The sequence below is a fragment of the Candidatus Polarisedimenticolia bacterium genome, assembly GCA_036004685.1.
In the GTDB taxonomy this organism is placed as follows: Bacteria; Acidobacteriota; Polarisedimenticolia; order Gp22-AA2; family AA152; genus DASYRE01.
In genome coordinates this window covers 44,349-62,546 of the sequence record DASYRE010000043.1, presented here as the reverse complement: position 1 = coordinate 62,546, position 18,198 = coordinate 44,349, and the positions used below count along the sequence as shown (strand labels likewise).

The 18,198-nt window shown below is 67.9% G+C and carries 16 protein-coding genes; 4 read left to right on the top strand and 12 right to left on the bottom strand.

Translation table 11 applies throughout. The features are described from left to right. Positions 1–8: 8 nt before the first annotated feature. Entirely contained in the window at positions 9–887 is an 879-nt protein-coding gene (locus tag VGR67_11790) for a BON domain-containing protein (GenBank protein ID HEV8337090.1), read from the bottom strand. 75 nt (positions 888–962) lie between these two features. Between VGR67_11790 and VGR67_11785 the strand changes: the two genes are divergently transcribed. After that, positions 963–1,658, top strand: coding sequence for a protein-L-isoaspartate(D-aspartate) O-methyltransferase (locus VGR67_11785; GenBank protein HEV8337089.1), 696 nt, complete (start codon positions 963–965; stop codon positions 1,656–1,658). 110 nt (positions 1,659–1,768) lie between these two features. Then, a complete protein-coding gene (locus tag VGR67_11780) occupies positions 1,769–3,451 on the top strand; it encodes a M28 family peptidase (protein HEV8337088.1) in 1,683 nt (560 codons plus the stop codon). Here the strand turns inward: VGR67_11780 and VGR67_11775 are convergent, their stop codons facing one another. From VGR67_11775 to VGR67_11750, 6 genes are read right to left on the bottom strand one after another with little or no spacing between them, the layout of a single operon-like run. Beyond that, entirely contained in the window at positions 3,452–4,330 is an 879-nt protein-coding gene (locus VGR67_11775; protein HEV8337087.1) for a class I SAM-dependent methyltransferase, read from the bottom strand. 18 nt (positions 4,331–4,348) lie between these two features. Beyond that, positions 4,349–5,077, bottom strand: a complete 729-nt coding sequence (locus tag VGR67_11770) for a TIGR00266 family protein (GenBank protein ID HEV8337086.1) — start codon at positions 5,075–5,077, stop codon at positions 4,349–4,351. Positions 5,078–5,089: 12 nt separating this feature from the next. Continuing rightward, entirely contained in the window at positions 5,090–5,944 is an 855-nt protein-coding gene (locus tag VGR67_11765) for an NmrA family NAD(P)-binding protein (protein ID HEV8337085.1), read from the bottom strand. Between the two features lie 43 nt (positions 5,945–5,987). Beyond that, positions 5,988–7,406, bottom strand: coding sequence for a M20/M25/M40 family metallo-hydrolase (locus tag VGR67_11760; GenBank protein ID HEV8337084.1), 1,419 nt, complete (start codon positions 7,404–7,406; stop codon positions 5,988–5,990). Then, positions 7,403–9,370: a DUF885 domain-containing protein gene (locus tag VGR67_11755; GenBank protein HEV8337083.1), complete on the bottom strand. Its 1,968-nt coding sequence runs from the start codon at positions 9,368–9,370 to the stop codon at positions 7,403–7,405. Before VGR67_11755 ends, VGR67_11760 begins: the two co-directional genes overlap by 4 nt. A gap of 18 nt (positions 9,371–9,388) precedes the next feature. Further along, positions 9,389–9,808: an EVE domain-containing protein gene (locus tag VGR67_11750; GenBank protein HEV8337082.1), complete on the bottom strand. Its 420-nt coding sequence runs from the start codon at positions 9,806–9,808 to the stop codon at positions 9,389–9,391. A 166-nt stretch (positions 9,809–9,974) separates the two neighbouring features. On the opposite strand from VGR67_11750, the gene VGR67_11745 reads away from it, so the two are divergent. Then, entirely contained in the window at positions 9,975–12,071 is a 2,097-nt protein-coding gene (locus VGR67_11745) for a thioredoxin domain-containing protein (protein ID HEV8337081.1), read from the top strand. 32 nt (positions 12,072–12,103) lie between these two features. Then, entirely contained in the window at positions 12,104–12,523 is a 420-nt protein-coding gene (locus VGR67_11740; GenBank protein ID HEV8337080.1) for a secondary thiamine-phosphate synthase enzyme YjbQ, read from the top strand. A 267-nt stretch (positions 12,524–12,790) separates the two neighbouring features. On the opposite strand, the gene VGR67_11735 is transcribed toward VGR67_11740, so the two are convergent. From VGR67_11735 to VGR67_11715, 5 genes are read right to left on the bottom strand one after another with little or no spacing between them, the layout of a single operon-like run. Then, entirely contained in the window at positions 12,791–14,920 is a 2,130-nt protein-coding gene (locus VGR67_11735) for a thiamine pyrophosphate-dependent enzyme (protein ID HEV8337079.1), read from the bottom strand. Next, a complete protein-coding gene (locus tag VGR67_11730) occupies positions 14,917–16,029 on the bottom strand; it encodes a thiamine pyrophosphate-dependent dehydrogenase E1 component subunit alpha (GenBank protein HEV8337078.1) in 1,113 nt (370 codons plus the stop codon). The genes VGR67_11735 and VGR67_11730 overlap by 4 nt, the downstream gene beginning before the upstream one ends. Before the next feature lie 8 nt (positions 16,030–16,037). Then, positions 16,038–17,330 (bottom strand): aminotransferase class V-fold PLP-dependent enzyme, encoded by a 1,293-nt coding sequence (locus VGR67_11725; GenBank protein HEV8337077.1) that lies wholly within the window; start codon positions 17,328–17,330, stop codon positions 16,038–16,040. Positions 17,331–17,367: 37 nt separating this feature from the next. Next, positions 17,368–17,847 (bottom strand): hypothetical protein, encoded by a 480-nt coding sequence (locus VGR67_11720; protein HEV8337076.1) that lies wholly within the window; start codon positions 17,845–17,847, stop codon positions 17,368–17,370. Positions 17,848–17,851: 4 nt separating this feature from the next. Beyond that, positions 17,852–18,196, bottom strand: a complete 345-nt coding sequence (locus VGR67_11715; protein ID HEV8337075.1) for a histidine triad nucleotide-binding protein — start codon at positions 18,194–18,196, stop codon at positions 17,852–17,854. Between the last annotated feature and the right edge of the window lie 2 nt (positions 18,197–18,198).

The following is an 18,198-nucleotide window of genomic DNA, read 5'->3' as shown; positions in this document are numbered from 1 at the left end:
GGGCGAGTCTAAGGAGTGACTTCGACGGTCGAGCTGGGGAGGGTTAAAGACGGATCGACTTTGAGCTTGTTGATGACTTCTACGATGCCGCCCACCGAGAGGACCAGCCGCTCCGCTTGAATGCGGTGGGTGAACAGAGGGACTCTTCCCGAGAGCGTCGCCCGGCGATTGTCCACGACGACCTCGTAGTCGCCGGGGACCGGCGTCAGCCCCCCGTGGAGAAGCAGCCGGCTGCGTCGCTGCAGCTCGGCGTCGTCCCCTTCCGCCGCGGCGACCACGCGGATATTGTTTTGAATCGACGCCACGCCGGGGACCTCCGAGGCGCTGCGCTCGGCGAGGAGCTTGCGGGCGTAGGTGACGGTGGTGCCGCTGAGCCGCACGTGGGCTTCGTCGACCGCGACGGAGATGGCGTCGCCCCGGAAGGCCGCCACCCCCAGGGAGCTCTGAATATCGAGGAGGATGCGCGAATCGGGGACGCCGGAACTCGCGATTCCGGCGGTGGTCACCACGTCCAGCACGCCGCGGACGCCGCCGGCCCGGTGTTCCGCCTGGCGCAGGACGCTCAGGGTGTCCGCCTTCCCCTTGAGCGTGACGATGCCCTCGTCGCACGCGACGGAGAGGCTCGAGTGTCCCGCGATCGCGGCATCCGCTGACAGGGCTCTTTCGATCTGGGCCTGGATCTCTTCATCCCCCGGCGGAGGAAGCGACGGGACGCCGGAAGGGGAGGGCCGCGGCGGAGGGGCAGGAGGGGCTTCGGCAGGGGCGGTCTGCGCCGGCGAGGTCTGGGGGGTCGCGGGCTCTTCCCGCGCCAGGGAGGCTGCCGGGGCCTGAACGCCCAGCGCGGCCCACAGGACGAGAAAAGCGAGCCAGGGCCTGAATCGATTCATACTCCCATTATAGCCCCGGCCGGCGATGCAACCGGCCGGCGCCTCGATGCGCTACGATGCGGCCGGAGGAAACCTTTGACACGGACCTGCCTGATCCTCGGCGGCCTGGCTCTGCTGGCCTCCTGCGCTCCTCCGGGCTCCTTCGAGGAGGAGAGAAAGCGGATGGTCTCCGAGCAGGTGCAGTCTCGCGGCGTGACCGACGAGCGGGTCGTTTCCGCCATGCTCGAGATTCCCCGCCACCGCTTCGTTCCCGAGGCCGAGCGCGCCGCGGCCTACGACGACCGGCCGCTTTCCATCGGCCACGGCCAGGCGATCTCCCAGCCCTACATCGTGGCCTTGATGACCGATCTGGCCCGCCCGATGCCCGGGGATCGCGCCCTGGAGGTGGGGACCGGCTCGGGATACCAGGCCGCCGTCCTGTCGCGGCTCGTGAAGGAGGTCTTCACGATCGAGATCGTCCCGGAGCTCGGAGCCGAAGCGGCCCGCCGATTGAAGGATCTCGGCTACGCGAACGTTCAGGTGAGAGTCGGCGACGGCTTCCAGGGATGGCCCGAGGCGGCGCCGTTCGACGTGATCCTCGTCACCGCGGCCCCGGAGGAAGTGCCCGAGCCGTTGCTCGAGCAGCTCAAACCAGGAGGCCGGCTGGTGATTCCGGTCGGGCCGACGGGCGCGGTGCAGAGCCTCCAGCTGGTCGCCAAGGACTCGGACGGCCGGCTCCAGGCGCGGCACGTTCTTCCCGTCCGGTTCGTTCCCTTCACCCGATCCCCATGACTTCCGGCTCTCGATGCCGCCCTCGGGCGTGGTGCTATACTTTCGCCGCGTCGGGGCGCCCGATCGCCCCGGTCCGATTCCCCATTCCCGCGAATTCTCGGAGGCCGACGATGCGTCGAAGCGCTCTTCTTTTGTCCTTCATCGCGGCCGTGGCGCTCACCGGCGTGACGGCCCAGGAAGCGAGCTTTCGTCTTCCCCGCAAGGCCCGGGCGGCGCTCGACGGCATCGAGGCCGCCCGCATCCGCGCCCACGTGAAGCTCCTCTCGAGCGATCTTCTGGAAGGCCGCGGGACGGGACAGCGCGGCGGGGTCCTCGCTTCGGCTTACATCGCCACCATGTTCGAGCTGCTGGGACTCAAGCCCGGGGCCGCGGACGGAAGCTACTTCCAGAGAGTGCCGCTGATGGGAATCACGACCGATTCCGGAAGCAGCCTGAAGCTCGCGGGGCCGCGGGGCAGCGTTCCCCTGAAGTACCTCGACGATTACGTCGCCTGGTCGCGCACCGAGCAGAGAGTCACCGATCAGCATTCGAGCCTCGTCTTCGTCGGCTACGGGATCGTCGCGCCGGAATTCGATTGGGACGATTACAAAGGAGTCGACGTGACCGGCAAGACTCTCTTGATGCTGGTGAACGATCCCCCCTCGCCCGATCCCAAGCTGTTCGGCGGTCCCGCCCTGACCTATTACGGCCGCTGGACCTACAAATTCGAGATGGGACTCAAGAAAGGGGCCGAAGGGGTCATCCTGATCCACACCACGCCGTCGGCGGGATACGGCTTCAACGTCGTCCAGAACTCCTGGTCGAAGGAGCAGCCGTTCGTCGGGCGCGCGCCGGGAGACCGCGCGCTGAAGCTCGAGTCCTGGATCACCGAGGCGAAGGCCCGCGAGGTGTTCCGGCTCGCCGGCAAGAGCCTCGACGAGGCGCGCGACGAGGCGGCCCGGCGGCAGTTCCGCCCCATCCCCCTGGGAATCACCGTGACGTCGCACATCGTCTCCAAGGTGCGCAAGGTGGAGACCGCCAACGTCCTCGGGCTCCTCGAGGGAGCCGATCCGGCGAAGAAGAAGGAGGCGGTGGTCTTCACCGCGCACTACGACCACCTCGGCGTGGGCAAGCCGGAGAACGGCGACGCCATCTTCAACGGCGCGATCGACAACGCGACCGGCGTCGGCACCATCCTCGAGATCGCCCGGGCCTATCAGGAAGCCGCGTCGCGCGGAGCCCGGCCGCCGCGGTCCATCCTCTTCATGGCGGCCGCCGCGGAGGAGGGGGGACTGCGAGGCTCGCAGTACTATGCCGCGCATCCCACCTTCCCCCCGGGAAGGATCGCCGCCAATCTGAACATCGACGGCATCCAGGTGCTGGGTGAGGCGCTCACCTACACCTTCCTGGGAAGCGACAAGACCACGCTCGGGCCGGTGATCGCCTGGGCGGAGCGCCAGTACAATTTCAAGAACGTTCCGGATCCCGAGCCCGGCCAGGGATCGTATTACCGCTCCGATCATTTCAACTTCGCGAAGGTCGGAATCCCCGCCGTGTCGATCGATCAGGGAGATACCTTCGAGGGGAAGGACCCGGCGTGGGGAAAGAAGCAGTGGGAGGACTACAACGAGAACCGCTATCATCGCCCCGGGGATGAGTTCGATTCCTCCTGGGATTTCTCAGGGCTGGTCAAGCTGGGGAGGATCGCCGGGGCGATCGGGTGGGTCGTCGCCTCCCAGGACAAGCTGCCCTCCTGGCAGCCGGGGGACGAGTTCCTCGCCGCCCGCAAGGCGAGCTGGAAAGCGGCGAACTGATCAGGCCTGCTTCCCGGGGAGGCGCGCCAGGAGCACCGTCGCTCCCATCCTGCGGAACGCTTCGCGCCGCGAGGCCGGGGAGAGTCGCGCGACCAGCCGCCAGAGCCAGGCGCACGGCATCTCCCGCCGCAGGCGCCGGGCTTCCTCCCACACAGAGCGGAATTCCACTTCAGCCCAGCCCAGCTTGCGAAAGAACTCCGTCCCTTCCGCCGGCGCGAACTGCATGCGCGCGTCGCCCTGGGCGAGGGTTTTTCCGTAGATCTTCTGCATCCGCCGCAGGAGCAGGGGAGAGGCCAGGTCGATGATCCACCATCGGAAGCTGGGATGGTTGAGATCGCCGGCCAGCGAGGCCACGTCCGCCTCCTTCAGGTAAGCCAGGAATCCCTCGGTGACGATCACCGCCTTCCGCGAGGAAGCGGCGACGCGCTCGAACAGACGGCGCCGCGCCGCGACGTCCGCGAGGTCCATCATCACCGACTCGCGAAGGCAGCGCGGCCTTTCCGAGGCCAGCTTCTCGTCCTTGTAGGCCAGGATCTCGGGAAGGTCGACTTCGATCCAGCGCAGCTCCGCCGGCAGGGGAAGCCGGTACGGGCGCGTGTCCAGTCCGGCGGCGAGATTCAGGACGGTGTCGGCCCCTTCCCGTTCGACCGACCGCAGAATCAGCTCGTCGAAGACGCAGGTCCGCACCACCAGGGGCCAGGCGGAGAGCCGCGCGCCCGGCATGCGGCGGAAGATTTCCTCCCCCCTCTCTCCCGCCAGCATGCGCGCGTAGGGATCGTGGAAATGGGAGTCGGGACGCTCCGTCTCCATCGCCCGATAGATGGCGACCCACCGCGCGGTGTCGGAGATGTTGCGGATGACGGGAGAGGCGGCGCCCATGGCGGGTGGGGTCCGGGCTCAGTCGCCCCGGAGGATGTTCCCCAGCACGCCCGCCCCCTGTCCGCCGCCCCCGCCGCTGCGACCCGGGATGCGCGGGATCAGCCAGGAAAGGAAGGCCTGCGTGGATCGGGTCTGCAGGTAGAGGTCGCCCGCCCCCTTGAACTCACAGACGAGCCCTTCCCCCGACAGCAGGGTCGATTTCCAGTTTCCGACCCGGCGCACGTCGAACGAGAGGTTCTGCGTGAAGGCGACGACGTGGCCGGTGTCGCAAAGGTAGGGCTGCCGCCCGTCGAGGCTCACCTTGTGGATGGCGCCGTACGAGCTCAGGATGATCGGCCCGCTGCCCGAGGCGCGCAGCAGGAACAGCCCTTCCGAGCCGAAGAAGGTCCGCGCCCCGCCCCACTTCAGATCGAGGTTGAGCTCCGGCGCCCCGGCGAGGAAGGAGCCCGACTGGACGTAGAGCGTCTCGTTCGCAAGGACCAGCGAGCCGATGTCGCCGGGAAGCGCGGGGGCGAGCGTGATCTCGCCGGCGCCCCGGCGGGAGGTGAAGGTGTTCGCGAAGAGGGTCTCGCCGCCCAGGACGGATCGCGTGATCGCCCCGAGGATGCCTCCCTTCATCGAGGTCGCCACCTCGATGTTCGAGGTCATGCTCACCATCGCGCCGGCTTCCGCCTGAATCGACTCTTCGGCGGCCAGGGCCACCAGGGCGAGCGAATAGGCGGGCTGATAACGCACGTCGATCTGCATGGAATCCTCCTGTCAAGCGAAGAACGGGCGGTAATCTCGGACGAATCGCTCGAACGGCGTCGGCTTGCGCCCCGTGATCTCCTGCACCGACGCCAGCACGTCGGCAGCCTGGCCGTCCAGGGCGTAGCGCATCAGATCGTTGACGGCGTCGGGCTGCCACTCCGGGGCCCCGAGCCGGAGCATCGCTTCCTTGAATTGCAGGTCGGAGACCCCTGCGCAGGTGATCTTCTTGCCGGCGACGACGGAAAGCGTGTTCGCGACCTGGTGGTAGTTCAGCGCTTCCGGCCCGCTGAGATCGTAGGCGCGGCCTTCGTGCCCGTCCCGCGTCAGGGCCACGGCGGCGGCGGCCGCGACGTCGCGCGCGTCGATGTGGCTCACGCGGGCCGCCGGGGCCGGGATCCAAAAGGTTCCGTGCTCCTTGATGCCCGCCGAGAAGACGTTCACGAAGTTCTGCATGAAGCTGTTGGGCCGCAGGAAGGTGTAGGGGATCCCCGCGGATTCCACCTGTTTCTCGCCTTGCCGGTTCCAGCGGGCGAACGTGAAGGACTCTTCCGAAGCGCGCCATACCGAAAGCTTCACCAGACGCCGCACGCCCGCTTCCCGGGCCAGCTCGACCCACGCCGCTTCCTGCGCCGGCATGGCCGGCGTCGCCGGAACCACCAGGAAGAGGCCATCCGCTCCCGTGAGCGCCGAGCGCATCGTCTCGGGTTTTTCGAAGTCGACGGCCGCGGCCTGCCAGCCGTTGGCGCGGGCCGCCGCGGCTTTGCCCTCCGAATGATAGGCGGCGCGGAACGGCGCGCCCTCGGAGGCGAGCCGCTTGGCCAGCTCGCCTCCCACCGTTCCGCCGGCGGCGGTGATGAGGATCATGCCTCTCTCCGGGGCGTGAGGCGGCGGCGCCGGCTCGGCCGCTTCACCGGGCCGTCTCCGCCACGACCCGGTAGAGCATCTCGTTGCCCCAGGTGAACGCCTCCAGCGAAATCTTCTCGTCGTTGGCGTGCATCGTGCGAAGGTCCTCCTCCTGGATGGGAAACGGGAGCACTCCGTAGGCGACCATCCCCCGCTGCCGCAGGACCTGGGAGTCGGTGCCTCCCGGCGACATGTAGGGAACCACCGGAGCGCCGGGGGCCATCTGCCCCGCGACCTTGCGGATGGCGGCATAGAGCGGCGTGTCGGTCGTGGAAGGGCCCGCCGGAGGATTGAACTCGCGCGCCGGGACGACCTCCACCTTGGGATCGCTCACCGCCTTGCGGAGCTCTTCCGTGAAGGCCTTCACGTCGGTTCCCGGCAGGAGCCGGCAATTCAGATTGGCCCGGGCCTCGGCCGGGATCACGTTCTCTTTGTAGCCGGCCTTCAGGATCGTGGGCGTGCAGGTCGTCCGGAGCATGGCGTTGAAGTTGGGGTTCCGGGAGAGGATCTCGGCGCAGCGCAGCGCCGCCCGGGAATCCTCCAGCTTGGGGACGCATCCGGCCATCTCGCCCGGGAGCGTGGAGGCGATCCCCCGGAAGAACTCTCGCGTCTGCGCGTTGAGGCGCGCCGGGAAGTCGATCGCCGCGATCCGCCCGAGCGCCGCCGCCAGTCGGGAGACGGGGTTCTCGCTCGTCGGGATGGAGGAGTGTCCGGCGACTCCGCGCGCGATCACGTTGAAATCCTGATAGATCTTCTCGCTCGTCTGGATCGCGACGTATTGGACCTTCCCGCCGCTCCAGATGACCCGCCCTCCTTCGTTCAGGACCAGCTCGGCGTCGAAGAGATCGGGGTGATGCTCCAGGAGCCAGTCCATCCCGTAGGTCCCGCCCGCCTCCTCGTCCGCCTCGGCCAGGAAGACGACGTCCCGCGCCAGCCTCATCCGGTTGCGGGCGAGCGTGAGGATCGTCGTCAGCTCCGCGGCGGCCATGCCTTTGTCGTCCAAAGTGCCGCGTCCCCAGAGGAATCCGTCCCGGATCACGGCGTCGAACGGCGGCACGCTCCACAGGTCCTTCTCCACGGGCACGACGTCGATGTGCGACATGATCAGGAGCGGCTTGCCGCCGCCGGTCCCCTTCAAGCGGACCATCAGGCTGCCGCGCGAGGGCGCCGACTCGAAGAGCCGCGGCTCGAGGCCGGCCGCCTTGAGCTGCTCGGCGAGGTAGGCGGTCACGCGCGCCTCGTTCCCCGGCGGATTGCTCGTGTCGAGCCGGAGGATGGCGCGGAGATGCTCGAGACCTTCCGCGCCCATCTTCTTGAAATCGATCGGCTCGGCCGCCGGCGCGAGACCGGCGAAGCCGCAGACCAGGAAGGCCGCGATCGCCGCGCCGCGCAGCCGCTTCCGTCTTGGCCTCGAATCGCTCATCGCGCCTCCTCCAGGAACGCCGCGGCGAAGTAGCCCGGCGGAATCGATCCCTGCATCAGGAATCTCTCGTGGAACTCCCTCGGGGAGAACTTCGCCCCGCCTGCTTTCTGGGCGGCGGCCCTCAGATCCTGGATGGCAGATTTGCCCAGACGGTAGGTGATCGCCTGCGTGGGCCACTTGGAATAGCGATAGATGGCCCGCCGCGCCGTGTCGCACGACGCTCGTCTCACGTCGTCCTCCTTCGGCGCCCGGCAGGCGTGCGGCAGGAAGTCGACGTTCTCCGTGTAATAGTCGACCGCCTCGTCGAACGTGAGACGCCCGGTGTGGAGGCCCGTGTCGAGCCGCACCCGCGCGTCGCGCAAGAGCTGGCCCTGGAGCTGATAGAGGCGCTCCTCCGGGGTGTAGAAGCCGTCCGGCGCGCCCGGCTGGGGCTCGGCCATCAGCGCCTCGGCGTACAGCGCCCAACCCTCGGCGGAAATGCTGTCTTCCCACATCGACGAGGAATCTTCCACCGCCCCCGGAGTCAGCCAGCGAATCGGGGAAATCGAGGCGCTGCGCGGCCGCATGAACTGATAGTACCAGTCGTGCCCCGGGAATCCCTCGTGGGCGCAAAGATCGGCCATGGCGTGATAGTTGTTCTCCTTCAGACGGCCGGCATCGTTCCCCGTCGGAGTGAGATAGAAGCGGCCGACTCCGGTCTTCTTAAAGGGCGGGGCCGGGTAATAGGCGGCGTCGACGCTGTCCCGCAGGACCGGCGGAGTCTCCACGATGTCCAGGCGGTAATCGGCCGGAAGGTCGAACATTCCTTTCTGCCGGGCGAACTCGACCAGCTGCAGGGCCTTCTCCCGATAGCCCTTGAACATCTCCTCGTCGGATCGAGGAAAGTCGCCCGACAGCAAGTCCATGACCTTGCGCACCGCGGCGCGCTCCGCGGTGGGATTGGAAAAGTCGAGCGTCAGCCGGCGCTTCTCGCCGATGCGCCGCGCCGTCCTCGCCATCAAGGCCTGGGTCTCGGCCACCTTGCCGGCGGCGTCGTCGAAGAGCTCCCGCGCCGTCTTGTCGACGCGGAGGTTGTGGGCGACCGCCCAGTCGTACTCTTTCTCCCCCAAGGCGTAACGATCGGCGCGGAAAGCCTCCTTGAAAACGAGCTGGTCGCCGTCCTGCCGGTCGACGAACATCTGAGAGAGCTCGTGCGCGAAATCGGCGTAGGCGGAGGCGGCTTCCAGCGCTTGGGGGCCCACGAGGCTCTCGATCGCCTCCTGGTACGGCTGCCCCGAGAGATAGGTCTTCACCTGCTCGGGAAGCTTCTTCTCGAAATACTCGGCGTTGGCCTGCGCCGCTTTGATGCCGTCGGTTTCGATCATGCGGTGATCCGGAAAGTCGCCGGCCGCGACGCCCGAGCGCAGGTTCTCCAGCGCCTGATCGAGATACCTCGGGATGCGATCCAGGCGCTCCCCCAGGGCTCTCCATTCCTCCTCCGTGCCGTAATTGCCGCCGCCGAGGTCGGTCATCTGCTGCATCTGCCAGTCGACGGCCCGGAAAGGCTCCACCACGTAGGTGTCCAGGCTGCGGCGGTGATACTTCCGGTCGACCGTCTGATGGAGAAGAAACTCCAGCTGCGATTTCATGACGGCGCAGTCGATCTTCTCGGCCGCGGAGAGCGAGTCGAGCGGGACGCTTCCGAGCTCGGCGGCGATCTTCCGGTAGAACGCGACCTCGTCCGAGATTCCCGCTTCGGAGTAATCGCGCAGCGTCCGGAGGGTCCGCGAGAGCCGCGGGTTGTAGGCGTCGCCGCCCAGGTAGGTCGAGGTCACGGGATTGCGCTGCAGGAACCCGACGAAGTACTCCTCGCGAAGCGCCTGGAAGCGGGGCGGCGGGGGGGCCTTCCGAGCGCAGGAGGCGAGGGGAAGCGGAACGAGCAGCAGCGCCAGCGCCGTGATGCGTGCGACGGGAAGTCGGCTCATGCGGTCTCCGGGAAGACGTCAGTTGCGCGCGCCGGACATCTCCAGGATCGCGTCCCAGTGGGCGGGGCTCACCGGAACGAAGGACAGGCGCGGCAGGCGCAAGAGATCGAAGCCCTTCAGCTTCGGATTCCCTTTCATCGCGTCGAGGCCCACCGGACGGGGCAGGGCCTTCACGGGCTCGATCTCGATCGCGTGCAGGGCCGGATCGCCGCGCTTCGGATCGGGGTAGCTCTCCCCCAGGATTCGGGCGATCCCGATCGCCGCGCGCTCGCGTCCGGTATGGTAGATGAGGGCCAGATCGCCGCGGCGCGCCGCGCGTAGGTGCTTCAGCGCCAGCGCGTTCGTGATCCCGTCCCAAATCTCCCGTTTCCGGCGAAGCAGGTCGTCGAAAGAATAGACAGTCGGCTCGGTCTTCAGAAGCCAGTGCTGGATGGGCATGGGGCCGCCATTCTCCGCCAGCCGCCGGAGCGTGTCAAACGCTCCGGCCGGCGCGCGGGGAAGGACTCCGGACGGCCGCGCGGAGGCGTTGTCAGGGTTGGGGAAAGACGATATCATCCGACCACGCGCGGCGTTTCGGCGGGAACGCGCGCCTTCGGGGCATTGCATGAGCGGTGAGCGGGGGAAAATGGGCGGTGAGCGGCGGGAGAACCGTCTGGCGCGCGAGACCAGCCCCTATCTCCTGCAGCACGCGCACAATCCGGTCGACTGGTATCCCTGGGGAGACGAGGCGCTCGCCCGCGCGCGGGACGAGGACAAGCCGATCCTCCTGTCGATCGGCTATTCCGCCTGCCACTGGTGCCACGTCATGGAGCGGGAATCGTTCGAGGACGAGGAGACCGCGCGCCTGATGAACCAGCACTTCGTCTGCATCAAGGTGGATCGCGAGGAGCATCCCGACGTCGACATGATCTACATGAACGCGGTCCAGATCATGACCGGATCAGGAGGCTGGCCCCTGAACGTCTTCCTCACGCCCGATCGCAAGCCGTTCTACGGGGGAACCTACTTCCCGCCCGAGGAGCGCCACGGCATGCCGTCGTTCCGCGCCGTGCTGGAGCGCGTGGCGCGGGCCTACCGGGAGCAGCGGACGAAGGTCGAGTCGAGCGGCGATCAAATCACCGGCTACGTCACCCAGATGGGCCGCGTGACCGCTTCCCGGGAGATGCTCGACGAGGAGCCTCTGCGCGAGGCGCTCTCCGACTTCAAGGTCCGGTTCGATGGGCGCTTCGGAGGGTGGGGAGCCGCTCCCAAGTTCCCCCACGCCGCCGGCATCTCGCTGCTCCTGCGCCTGCACCGCCGGCGACACGATCCGGAGGCGCTCCACATGGCCGAGCTGACCTTGGAGAAGATGGCGCGGGGCGGGATGTACGATCAGCTTGGCGGCGGGTTCCATCGATACTCGACCGACCCGCGCTGGCTCGTCCCCCACTTCGAGAAGATGCTCTACGACAACGCCCTGCTGGTTGGCGCCTACCTGGACGGATTCCAGGTCACCGGCAAAGCCCTGTTCTCCCGGATCGCACGGGAATGCCTCGACTACGTCGAGCACGAGATGACCTCCCCGGAGGGGGCGTTCTACTCCGCCCAGGACGCCGACAGCGAAGGCGTGGAGGGCAAGTATTACGTCTGGACTCCCGCGGAGATCCGGGAGGTGGCGGGTGAAGAGGCGGGCAAGGCTTTCTGCGCCTTCTACGACGTCCAGCCGGGAGGGAACTGGGAGGGGAGTTCGATCCCGAACGTCCCGCGCGCCATCGACGAGGTGGCGCGCGAGCTGGGCTCGACGCCGGAGAAGCTCCAGGCGACCCTGGCGGAAGTCCGCCCGAAGCTGCTCGCCCGGCGCGGCCGGCGGGTGGCGCCGGGGCTCGACGACAAGATGCTCACCTCCTGGAACGCCCTGATGATCTCGGCCTTCGCGCGCGGCTATCAGGTCCTGGACGAGCCGCGTTACCTCGAGCGCGCCCGGAAAGCGGCGCAGTTCCTGCTCTCGACGATGCGGGCACCCGACGGCACCCTGCGGCGCACCTTCCGCAAAGGGACGGCGCGGCTCGACGGCTGCCTGGATGACTACGCGTTCGTGACGGCCGCCCTGCTGGATCTCTATGAGAGCGATTTCGATCCGGTCTGGGTCGTGGAAGCCCGCGCGCTCGCCGATCGGATGGTCGCCCGGTTCTGGGACGAAGCCGAGGAAGGGTTCTTCTTCACCCCGGAAGGCCAGGCGGATCTGATCACCCGCTCGAAATCGGGCTACGACGGGGCGCTTCCCTCCGGGAACTCGGTCGCGGCGCTCGCCTTCTACCGCCTGGCCCGCCTCACGGGGGAAGAGGGCTACGCCGCCCGAGGGACCGCGATCCTGCGCGCCTACCGCGATCTGATCGGACAGATGCCGGCCGGATTCAGCGCCATGCTCTGCGCCCTCGATTTCTACGTCGATCGGGCGCGCGAAATCGCCCTGGTCGGCCGCGACGCGCAAGGCGCGCGCCAGATGCTCGCAACCGTGCGCCGTCTCTTCGTCCCCAACAAGGTCGTCGCCTTCTCGGAAGAAGGGGACGCGGGAGCGGGGGAGCATACCGCGATCGTCCCGCTGCTCGCGGGGAAGGTGGCGAAGTCGGGGAAGGCGACCGCCTACGTCTGCGAGAATTTCCAGTGCAAGGCGCCGGTCACCGACACCGAGATGCTGGAGAAGGTCCTCGCCGGCTCATAGGCCAGCAGCGCGTCGCCTCGAGGAAGGTCGTCATGGCGGTCAAGCGGGCCGAGATCAAGGTCGGTTCGGAGCGCCGGGTCCAGGTCCTGAACGTCACCCTGAAAGTGGCGGAGGCGTGCGCCAAGCTCCGAGTCCGCGAGGGGATCCTGCTTGTCAGCTGCCGTCACACCACCTGCGCCCTTCTGGTCAATGAGGACGAAGAGGGGCTCCGGCGCGACCTCGAGCGGCTCGGGGAGAGCCTGCTCGATCCGTTCCGCGGCCGCGACGGCTACCGCCACGACGCCATCGACGACAACGCCCAGGCCCACCTGACCTCCGTCCTCCTGGGCCACTCCCTCACGCTGCCCGTCGATTCCGGCAAGCCGGTCCTCGGGACTTGGCAGAGCCTGCTGATGCTGGAGATGGACGGACCCCGCTCCCGAACTCTCGACCTGACGCTTCTCGGAGATTGAGGTCGTCAGGGTTGCCTCTGCGAAATCGCGCTAACATCGAGGCCGTTGAGGCGCCCGGATCGCAAGACGCGGCATCGCGTGGCTTACCCGAAGCGGTACGTGAGCGAGGGCGCAACGCGGCGAGCCGGGATGGATCGACGGCCGAATTGGGACCGGCTTGGACCCGCCGGCTGCAAACCGCCGCGGGTCAACCCGGGTCTTTGGACCCGGCTCGAGCCCGCCGCGGTACACCCGCCGAAATGTAGAAGTATTCTTGGAGACCCGACCCTAGTATTTCGCGAGGTCCACGATCGCCTTGTGGATGTCGGAGATCTGCGGCAGCGTCACGTCCTCGAGAAGCGGCTGGTAGGCGCAGAACACGTCCGCGGCGCCGACCCGGCGCACGGGGCCGTCGAGATCCTCGAAGAGGCGGCTGGCGATCAGTGCGGCGATCTCGGCGCCGAACCCGAACGACAGCCAGTCCTCGTGGACGATCAGGGCCTTCCCCGTCTTCTTCACCGAGGCCTCGATGGCGTCCCAGTCGAACGGCGAGAGGCTGCGCAGGTCGATCACCTCGACGCTCGCTCCGATCTCCTCCTGGGCCTGCCGCGCGGCGCGCAGCGATCGCTCCAGCGTGGCGCCGTAGGTGATCAGGGACAGGTCCTCGCCCTCCTGGACGACGCGCGCCTTGCCGAACGGGATGCAGAAGTCGGGGCCCGGATAGGGGGACTTGTTGTAGGTCTGGCGGTAGAGGTGCTTGTGCTCGAGGAAGATCACGGGATCCTCGCAGCGGATGGCGGTGCGCAGCAGCCCGTTGGCGTCCAGCGCCGTCGCCGGCATCACGACGCGCAGTCCCGGGTTGTGGGCGAACAGAACCTCGCCCGACTGGCTGTGGTAAGGAGCGCCCCCGCCGAGGTAGCCGCCGGCGGCGGTGCGGATGACCACGGGGCAGGCGAAGCCGTTGTTGGAGCGCCAGCGGAGGACCGACAGCTCGTCCCGAATCTGCATGAAGGCCGGCCAGATGTAATCGAGGAACTGGATCTCCACGACCGGCTTGAGCCCGCGGGTCGCCATGCCGATCGCCCGGCCCACGATGTTGGCCTCGGCCAGCGGCGAGTTGAAGACCCGCTCCTTGCCGAAGCGCCTTTGCAGATTGTGCGTGACCTTGAAGACGCCCCCTTTCCCCTTCACTTCCTCGAGGACCTCCTCCCGGGTGGCGTCCGCGACGTCCTCCCCGAAGATCACGATTCTCGGATCCCGCTGCATCTCGTCGCGCAGGCAGGCGTTGAGGAGATCCACCATCGTCTTGGGATCCCCCTCGAGCGCAGGCTCGGTGTCGAACCGGCCGGAGGTCGGGTCGACGTCGGGGGAATAGACGTAGTGGTAGATGCTCTCGACCGCGGGCGGCGCCGCCGCCATCGCCTCGTCCGTCGCCGTGTTCACCTCGTGATCGATGCTCTCCTTCATCCGGGTGAGGAAGGCCTGATCGGCGACCCCCTCCTGGAGCAGAAGCTTCTCGAAACGGGCGATCGGATCCTTCTTCGCCTCCTCCTGCCGCTCGCGCTCCGGCTTGTACAGGCGCTCGTCGTCCGACAGCGAATGCGAGTAGGGGCGGATGACGTGGGCCTGGACCAACGCGGGCCCTTCGCGGCGCTGCCGCATGTCGGAGACGATTTCGGAGAGGACGCGGTGGCATTCGATCGGATCGCAGCCGTCCAGCTCCTCGTAGCGGAGATTCGGCCACTGCTTGACGAGCCCGCCGATCGTCCCGCCCGCCGTCTGGACCTCGACCGGCACCGAGATGGCGTACTTGTTGTCCTCGATCATGAAGAGCATCGGGAGCTTGAGGTTGCAGGCGGTGTTCAGCGCCTCCCAAAACTCGCCTTCGCTGGTCGAGCCCTCGCCTCCCGAGACGTAGGTGATCTCGTCGTCGGCTCCCTTCAGCCCCCGCTCCCGGCACTCCTTCACGATCGAGAGGTAGCGCCCCGCGTGGGCGCAGCCGACCGACTGGAGGTACTGCGTCCCGGTGCAGGACGACTTGGAGACCACGTTCAGCCGCGGATGGCCCCAGTGGGAGGGCATCTGGCGCCCTCCGGAGTTGGGATCGTCGGCGCATCCCAGCGCCTCCATCTGGATTTCCTTGGGGGTCATGCCGAGCTGGAGCATGAGCGCCATGTCGCGGTAGTAGGCGTAGAACCAGTCGTGGCCCGGCTTCAGGACCATGCCCGCCGCCGTGAGCACCGCTTCGTGCCCGGCCCCGGCGATCTGGAAGAAGATCTTGTTCTGCCGCTTGAGCTGAATCTGCTTGTCGTCGATCCGGCGGGAGAGGACCATGTTGCGGTAGATTCCGAGGAGAGCCTGCCGGTCGAGGCCGAGGTCCTTGACTTCCGCCCGGCTCCCTTTTCCCTTGTTCTTCATTCCATCTCCTTCGTCACGCCGCTCGCGGCCTCCTCGGGCCGGCCCGGATGCTCTCGGAGGCTTCTCAGAGCCTCCTCGGCCGCGGCATCGATTTCCTGGATCACCTTGGTCTCGATGGACGTCAGCTGACCTGGCGAAATTCTACCATCGCGCGGGGAGTTTTTCCCTTGCTTCAGGAGCCAGGCTTCATAGCAGCCGATCGGATCGCGCTTTCCCCAATGCGCGAAGGTCTTGGCGGGGAACAGGTTGCGGGCCTCCTGCTCGTCGTGCGTGGCGTGCCCTCCCATCCGGAAGGTCTGGGCGGTGAGGAGGACCGGCCCCTCCCCGCGGCGGCAGAGGCCGGCGGCGAGCCGGGTGGCGGCGAAGACGTCCAGAACGTTGTTGCCGTCGCAGGTCAGCCCGGGCGTGCCGTAGGCCTTCGCCAGGTGGGTGAGGTCGCCCCGCTGGTGCTCCGACAGCCGCGTCCCCAGGGCCACCTGGTTGTTCTGCAGGACGATCACCAGGGGAAGACGCAGGGGCGCGGCCAGGCCGTACCCTTCGTGGAACTCGGCGGTGTGCGAGGCGCCGTCCCCCACCCAGGTGAGGGCCACCCGCTTCTCGTCGCGCATCTTGAAGGCGAGGGCCGCCCCCGCGAAGACCGGAACGAGCGAGGCGACGAAGGAGATCGGCGGAATCACGCCGCGCTCGAGGTCGCCCGTGTGCAGGTCGCGCCCACGCGTGATTTGATCGCTCGTTCCGAGGTAGGCCTTGAGCATCTCGGCCACCGGCATGCCGCGCTCGTGAGAGGCGCCGGAGTTCCGGATCATCGGACCGACGAGATCGCCCGGCTCCAGGGCATGGGCGTTCCCGACCGCCACCGCTTCCTCGCCCGTTCCCAGCCAGGCTTTGGAAAGCACTCCCTGGCGGACCCAGCGCTTCAAGGCGATGTCGTGGAGCCGCGCGCGCAACAGCCCCTCGTAGAGGCGAAGGAGCGCCTTCCGATCCATCGCCGCGATGATCTTCCGCCGGCGCGGATCGCGCTTGGTGGCGCGGTCGAATTCCCGGAGAACCCCGGGATCGGGCTTCCAGCGCACGTACTCGGGCGGATCGTAGGCCGGATATCTTTTCATCGCGGCGATTATAGCTTCCCGGGGGAATTCGAACGCGCCACCTCGCGCAGCGCGCCGAGGAAAAGGTCCAGGTCGGCGAAGGAATTATGGAGACCCGTCGAGATCCGTATCGCGTCCAGCTCGGGGACCGGGCGCACGACGAAATGCGCCCGCCGCGCCAGCGCCGCGGCCACCGCGTCCTGCGGGATTCCCTCGACCCGGAACGCCGTGAGCCCCCCCGAAGCGCCGGGCGCCGCCGGCGTCAGGATCTGCACGCGCGGCAGCGCCAGCAGCCCATTCCGGAGATGCGCCGAGAGCGACCGGATCCTCCGGGCGGCGCGCTCCGGGCCGATCCTCCGATGGAACTCGGCCGCCGAGCCCTGGGCTAGGACTTCGGCGAGGTTACGCGTGCCGAAGTCGTCGTAGCGCCGCGCGGACGGCTGGGTGAAGCCGGTGCCGGTGAACAGCCTGGGGGCGATCCGGGCGCGCGCCCCGTCGCGCACGACGAGCAGTCCCGTTCCCGGCGGGGCGAGGAGCCATTTGTGGGAAGACGAGGCGTAGGTGTCGCATCCGAGCGCCGCGACGTCCACCGGCAGCATCCCCGGAGGGTGCGCTCCGTCGACGCAGAGCAAGGCGGAACGGGCGCAGGCCAGCGCCGCAATCTCGCGCAAGGGGAGCAGGTGCCCGGTTCCGTACGTCATGTGAGGCAAGGCGAGCACGCGCGTCCGGGAGGAAAGGGCCTTCTCGAGCCTCTCCAGGAGAAGATCGGGAGGATCGGGGGGAAGGGGCAGGGCGACCTGCGTCCTGAGGATTCCGAGAGTCTCGAGGTACTGCCAGGCGCCGGCGCCGCCCGGATGCTCCTGATCGGTCGTGATCACCTCGTCTCCGGGCTTGAGCCCGAGTCCGAGCGCGACCGTCCCGACTCCCTCGGTCGTGTTGCGTGTCAGCGCGAGATCTTCAGGCGGGACGCCGACCAAGCCCGCCAAGCTCTTGCGGACCGCCTCAAGCCGCGCTCCGAGCGGCCCCCACATCTTCTCCGAGGGGGAGCCGGCCAAATCGGCGGCAAAAACCGCAAGATCCTTCAGGACCGGAAGCGGCGTGGGCCCCAGCGATCCGTCGTTCAGGTAGACGACGCCCGGGTCGAAACGGAAGCACCGGCGCACCGCTTCCCAGAAGGGCTCGTCCTCGCGCTCCGCGAAGCCCGACAGGTCGGGGGATTCGTCCCCTCCCGCCGGGCCGGAGGCCGCCGCTCGCCGGATCGCCGGAAGCGCCGCGAGCCCAGCCAGACCCCATTTCAAAAGGCTCCGGCGATCGGCCGTCACGTTGGCAGCCTCTGCTTCGGCGAGCCGGAGGTTGCCGTCATGAGCCCGGCTTCTCCGCGACGTGCGGCGCCCCGTCGCGCGGGCGGCTTCCCGCATAGGTTTGGACGAGGCGGTGCATCTCGTCGAACCCTTCCACCGAGTCGATGACGAACCGCGGCCCGGAGGCGATGTCGAGGAACAAAGCGCTCGGGGCGCTCTCCCGGACGCCGTGCGCGAAGGCGCGGTGCGTCCGGACCGCGACGATTTCCTCCCAGCGCACGCGGCGATCCAGCCGCACGCCCAGCCGCCCGAGGACGGGGTTGGCGTAGGAAATCCCCTCGTCGTCGATCCGGAATCGATCGCCGAGGTTGAGCAGGCTGGCGCAGCCGCCGAGCAGGAGCAGGATTCCCAGGGCGATTCCCGGAAGGGACCAGAGCCTTCCCCCCGCGAGCAAGTGATACGTCCAAAGCGCGGAGAAAAGGAGAAGCGAGCCGACGCTGAGAATCCGCATCCCCAGGGATCGCCGGAAGACTTTCAACGCTCTATCCGGGAGGCCAGGTGAAGGTCCGGCCGCCGAGGAGGTGGATGTGGACGTGAAAGACCGACTGGCCCGCGCTGGCGAGGCAGTTCGCCACCAGGCGGTAGCCTTTCTCCTTGAGCCCCTTCTCGCCCGCCATCTTCGTGGCGACGAGGACCATGTGGCCCAGGAGCTGCTGCTCCTCGGCGGAGACGTCGTTCAGCGTCTCGTGATGCGCCTTGGGAATGATCAGGACGTGGACGGGGGCCTGGGGATTGATGTCGGAGAAGGCGAGCACGAGCCGATCCTCGTACAGGACGTCGGCGGGAATCTCCTTGCGGGCGATCTTGCAGAAGAGGCAGTCTGCCATGG

Bases quoted from the DNA above. Each gene is read 5' to 3' on its own strand.
- VGR67_11790 (HEV8337090.1), bottom strand. From the start codon at position 887: ATGAATCGATTCAGGCCCTGGCTCGCTTTTCTCGTCCTGTGGGCCGCG.
- VGR67_11750 (HEV8337082.1), bottom strand. From the start codon at position 9,808: ATGCCCATCCAGCACTGGCTTCTGAAGACCGAGCCGACTGTCTATTCT.
- VGR67_11755 (HEV8337083.1), bottom strand. From the start codon at position 9,370: ATGAGCCGACTTCCCGTCGCACGCATCACGGCGCTGGCGCTGCTGCTC.
- VGR67_11760 (HEV8337084.1), bottom strand. From the start codon at position 7,406: ATGAGCGATTCGAGGCCAAGACGGAAGCGGCTGCGCGGCGCGGCGATC.
- VGR67_11745 (HEV8337081.1), top strand. From the start codon at position 9,975: ATGAGCGGTGAGCGGGGGAAAATGGGCGGTGAGCGGCGGGAGAACCGT.
- VGR67_11765 (HEV8337085.1), bottom strand. From the start codon at position 5,944: ATGATCCTCATCACCGCCGCCGGCGGAACGGTGGGAGGCGAGCTGGCC.
- VGR67_11735 (HEV8337079.1), bottom strand. From the start codon at position 14,920: ATGAAGAACAAGGGAAAAGGGAGCCGGGCGGAAGTCAAGGACCTCGGC.
- VGR67_11775 (HEV8337087.1), bottom strand. From the start codon at position 4,330: ATGGGCGCCGCCTCTCCCGTCATCCGCAACATCTCCGACACCGCGCGG.
- VGR67_11715 (HEV8337075.1), bottom strand. From the start codon at position 18,196: ATGGCAGACTGCCTCTTCTGCAAGATCGCCCGCAAGGAGATTCCCGCC.
- VGR67_11780 (HEV8337088.1), top strand. From the start codon at position 1,769: ATGCGTCGAAGCGCTCTTCTTTTGTCCTTCATCGCGGCCGTGGCGCTC.
- VGR67_11740 (HEV8337080.1), top strand. From the start codon at position 12,104: ATGGCGGTCAAGCGGGCCGAGATCAAGGTCGGTTCGGAGCGCCGGGTC.
- VGR67_11730 (HEV8337078.1), bottom strand. From the start codon at position 16,029: ATGAAAAGATATCCGGCCTACGATCCGCCCGAGTACGTGCGCTGGAAG.
- VGR67_11770 (HEV8337086.1), bottom strand. From the start codon at position 5,077: ATGCAGATCGACGTGCGTTATCAGCCCGCCTATTCGCTCGCCCTGGTG.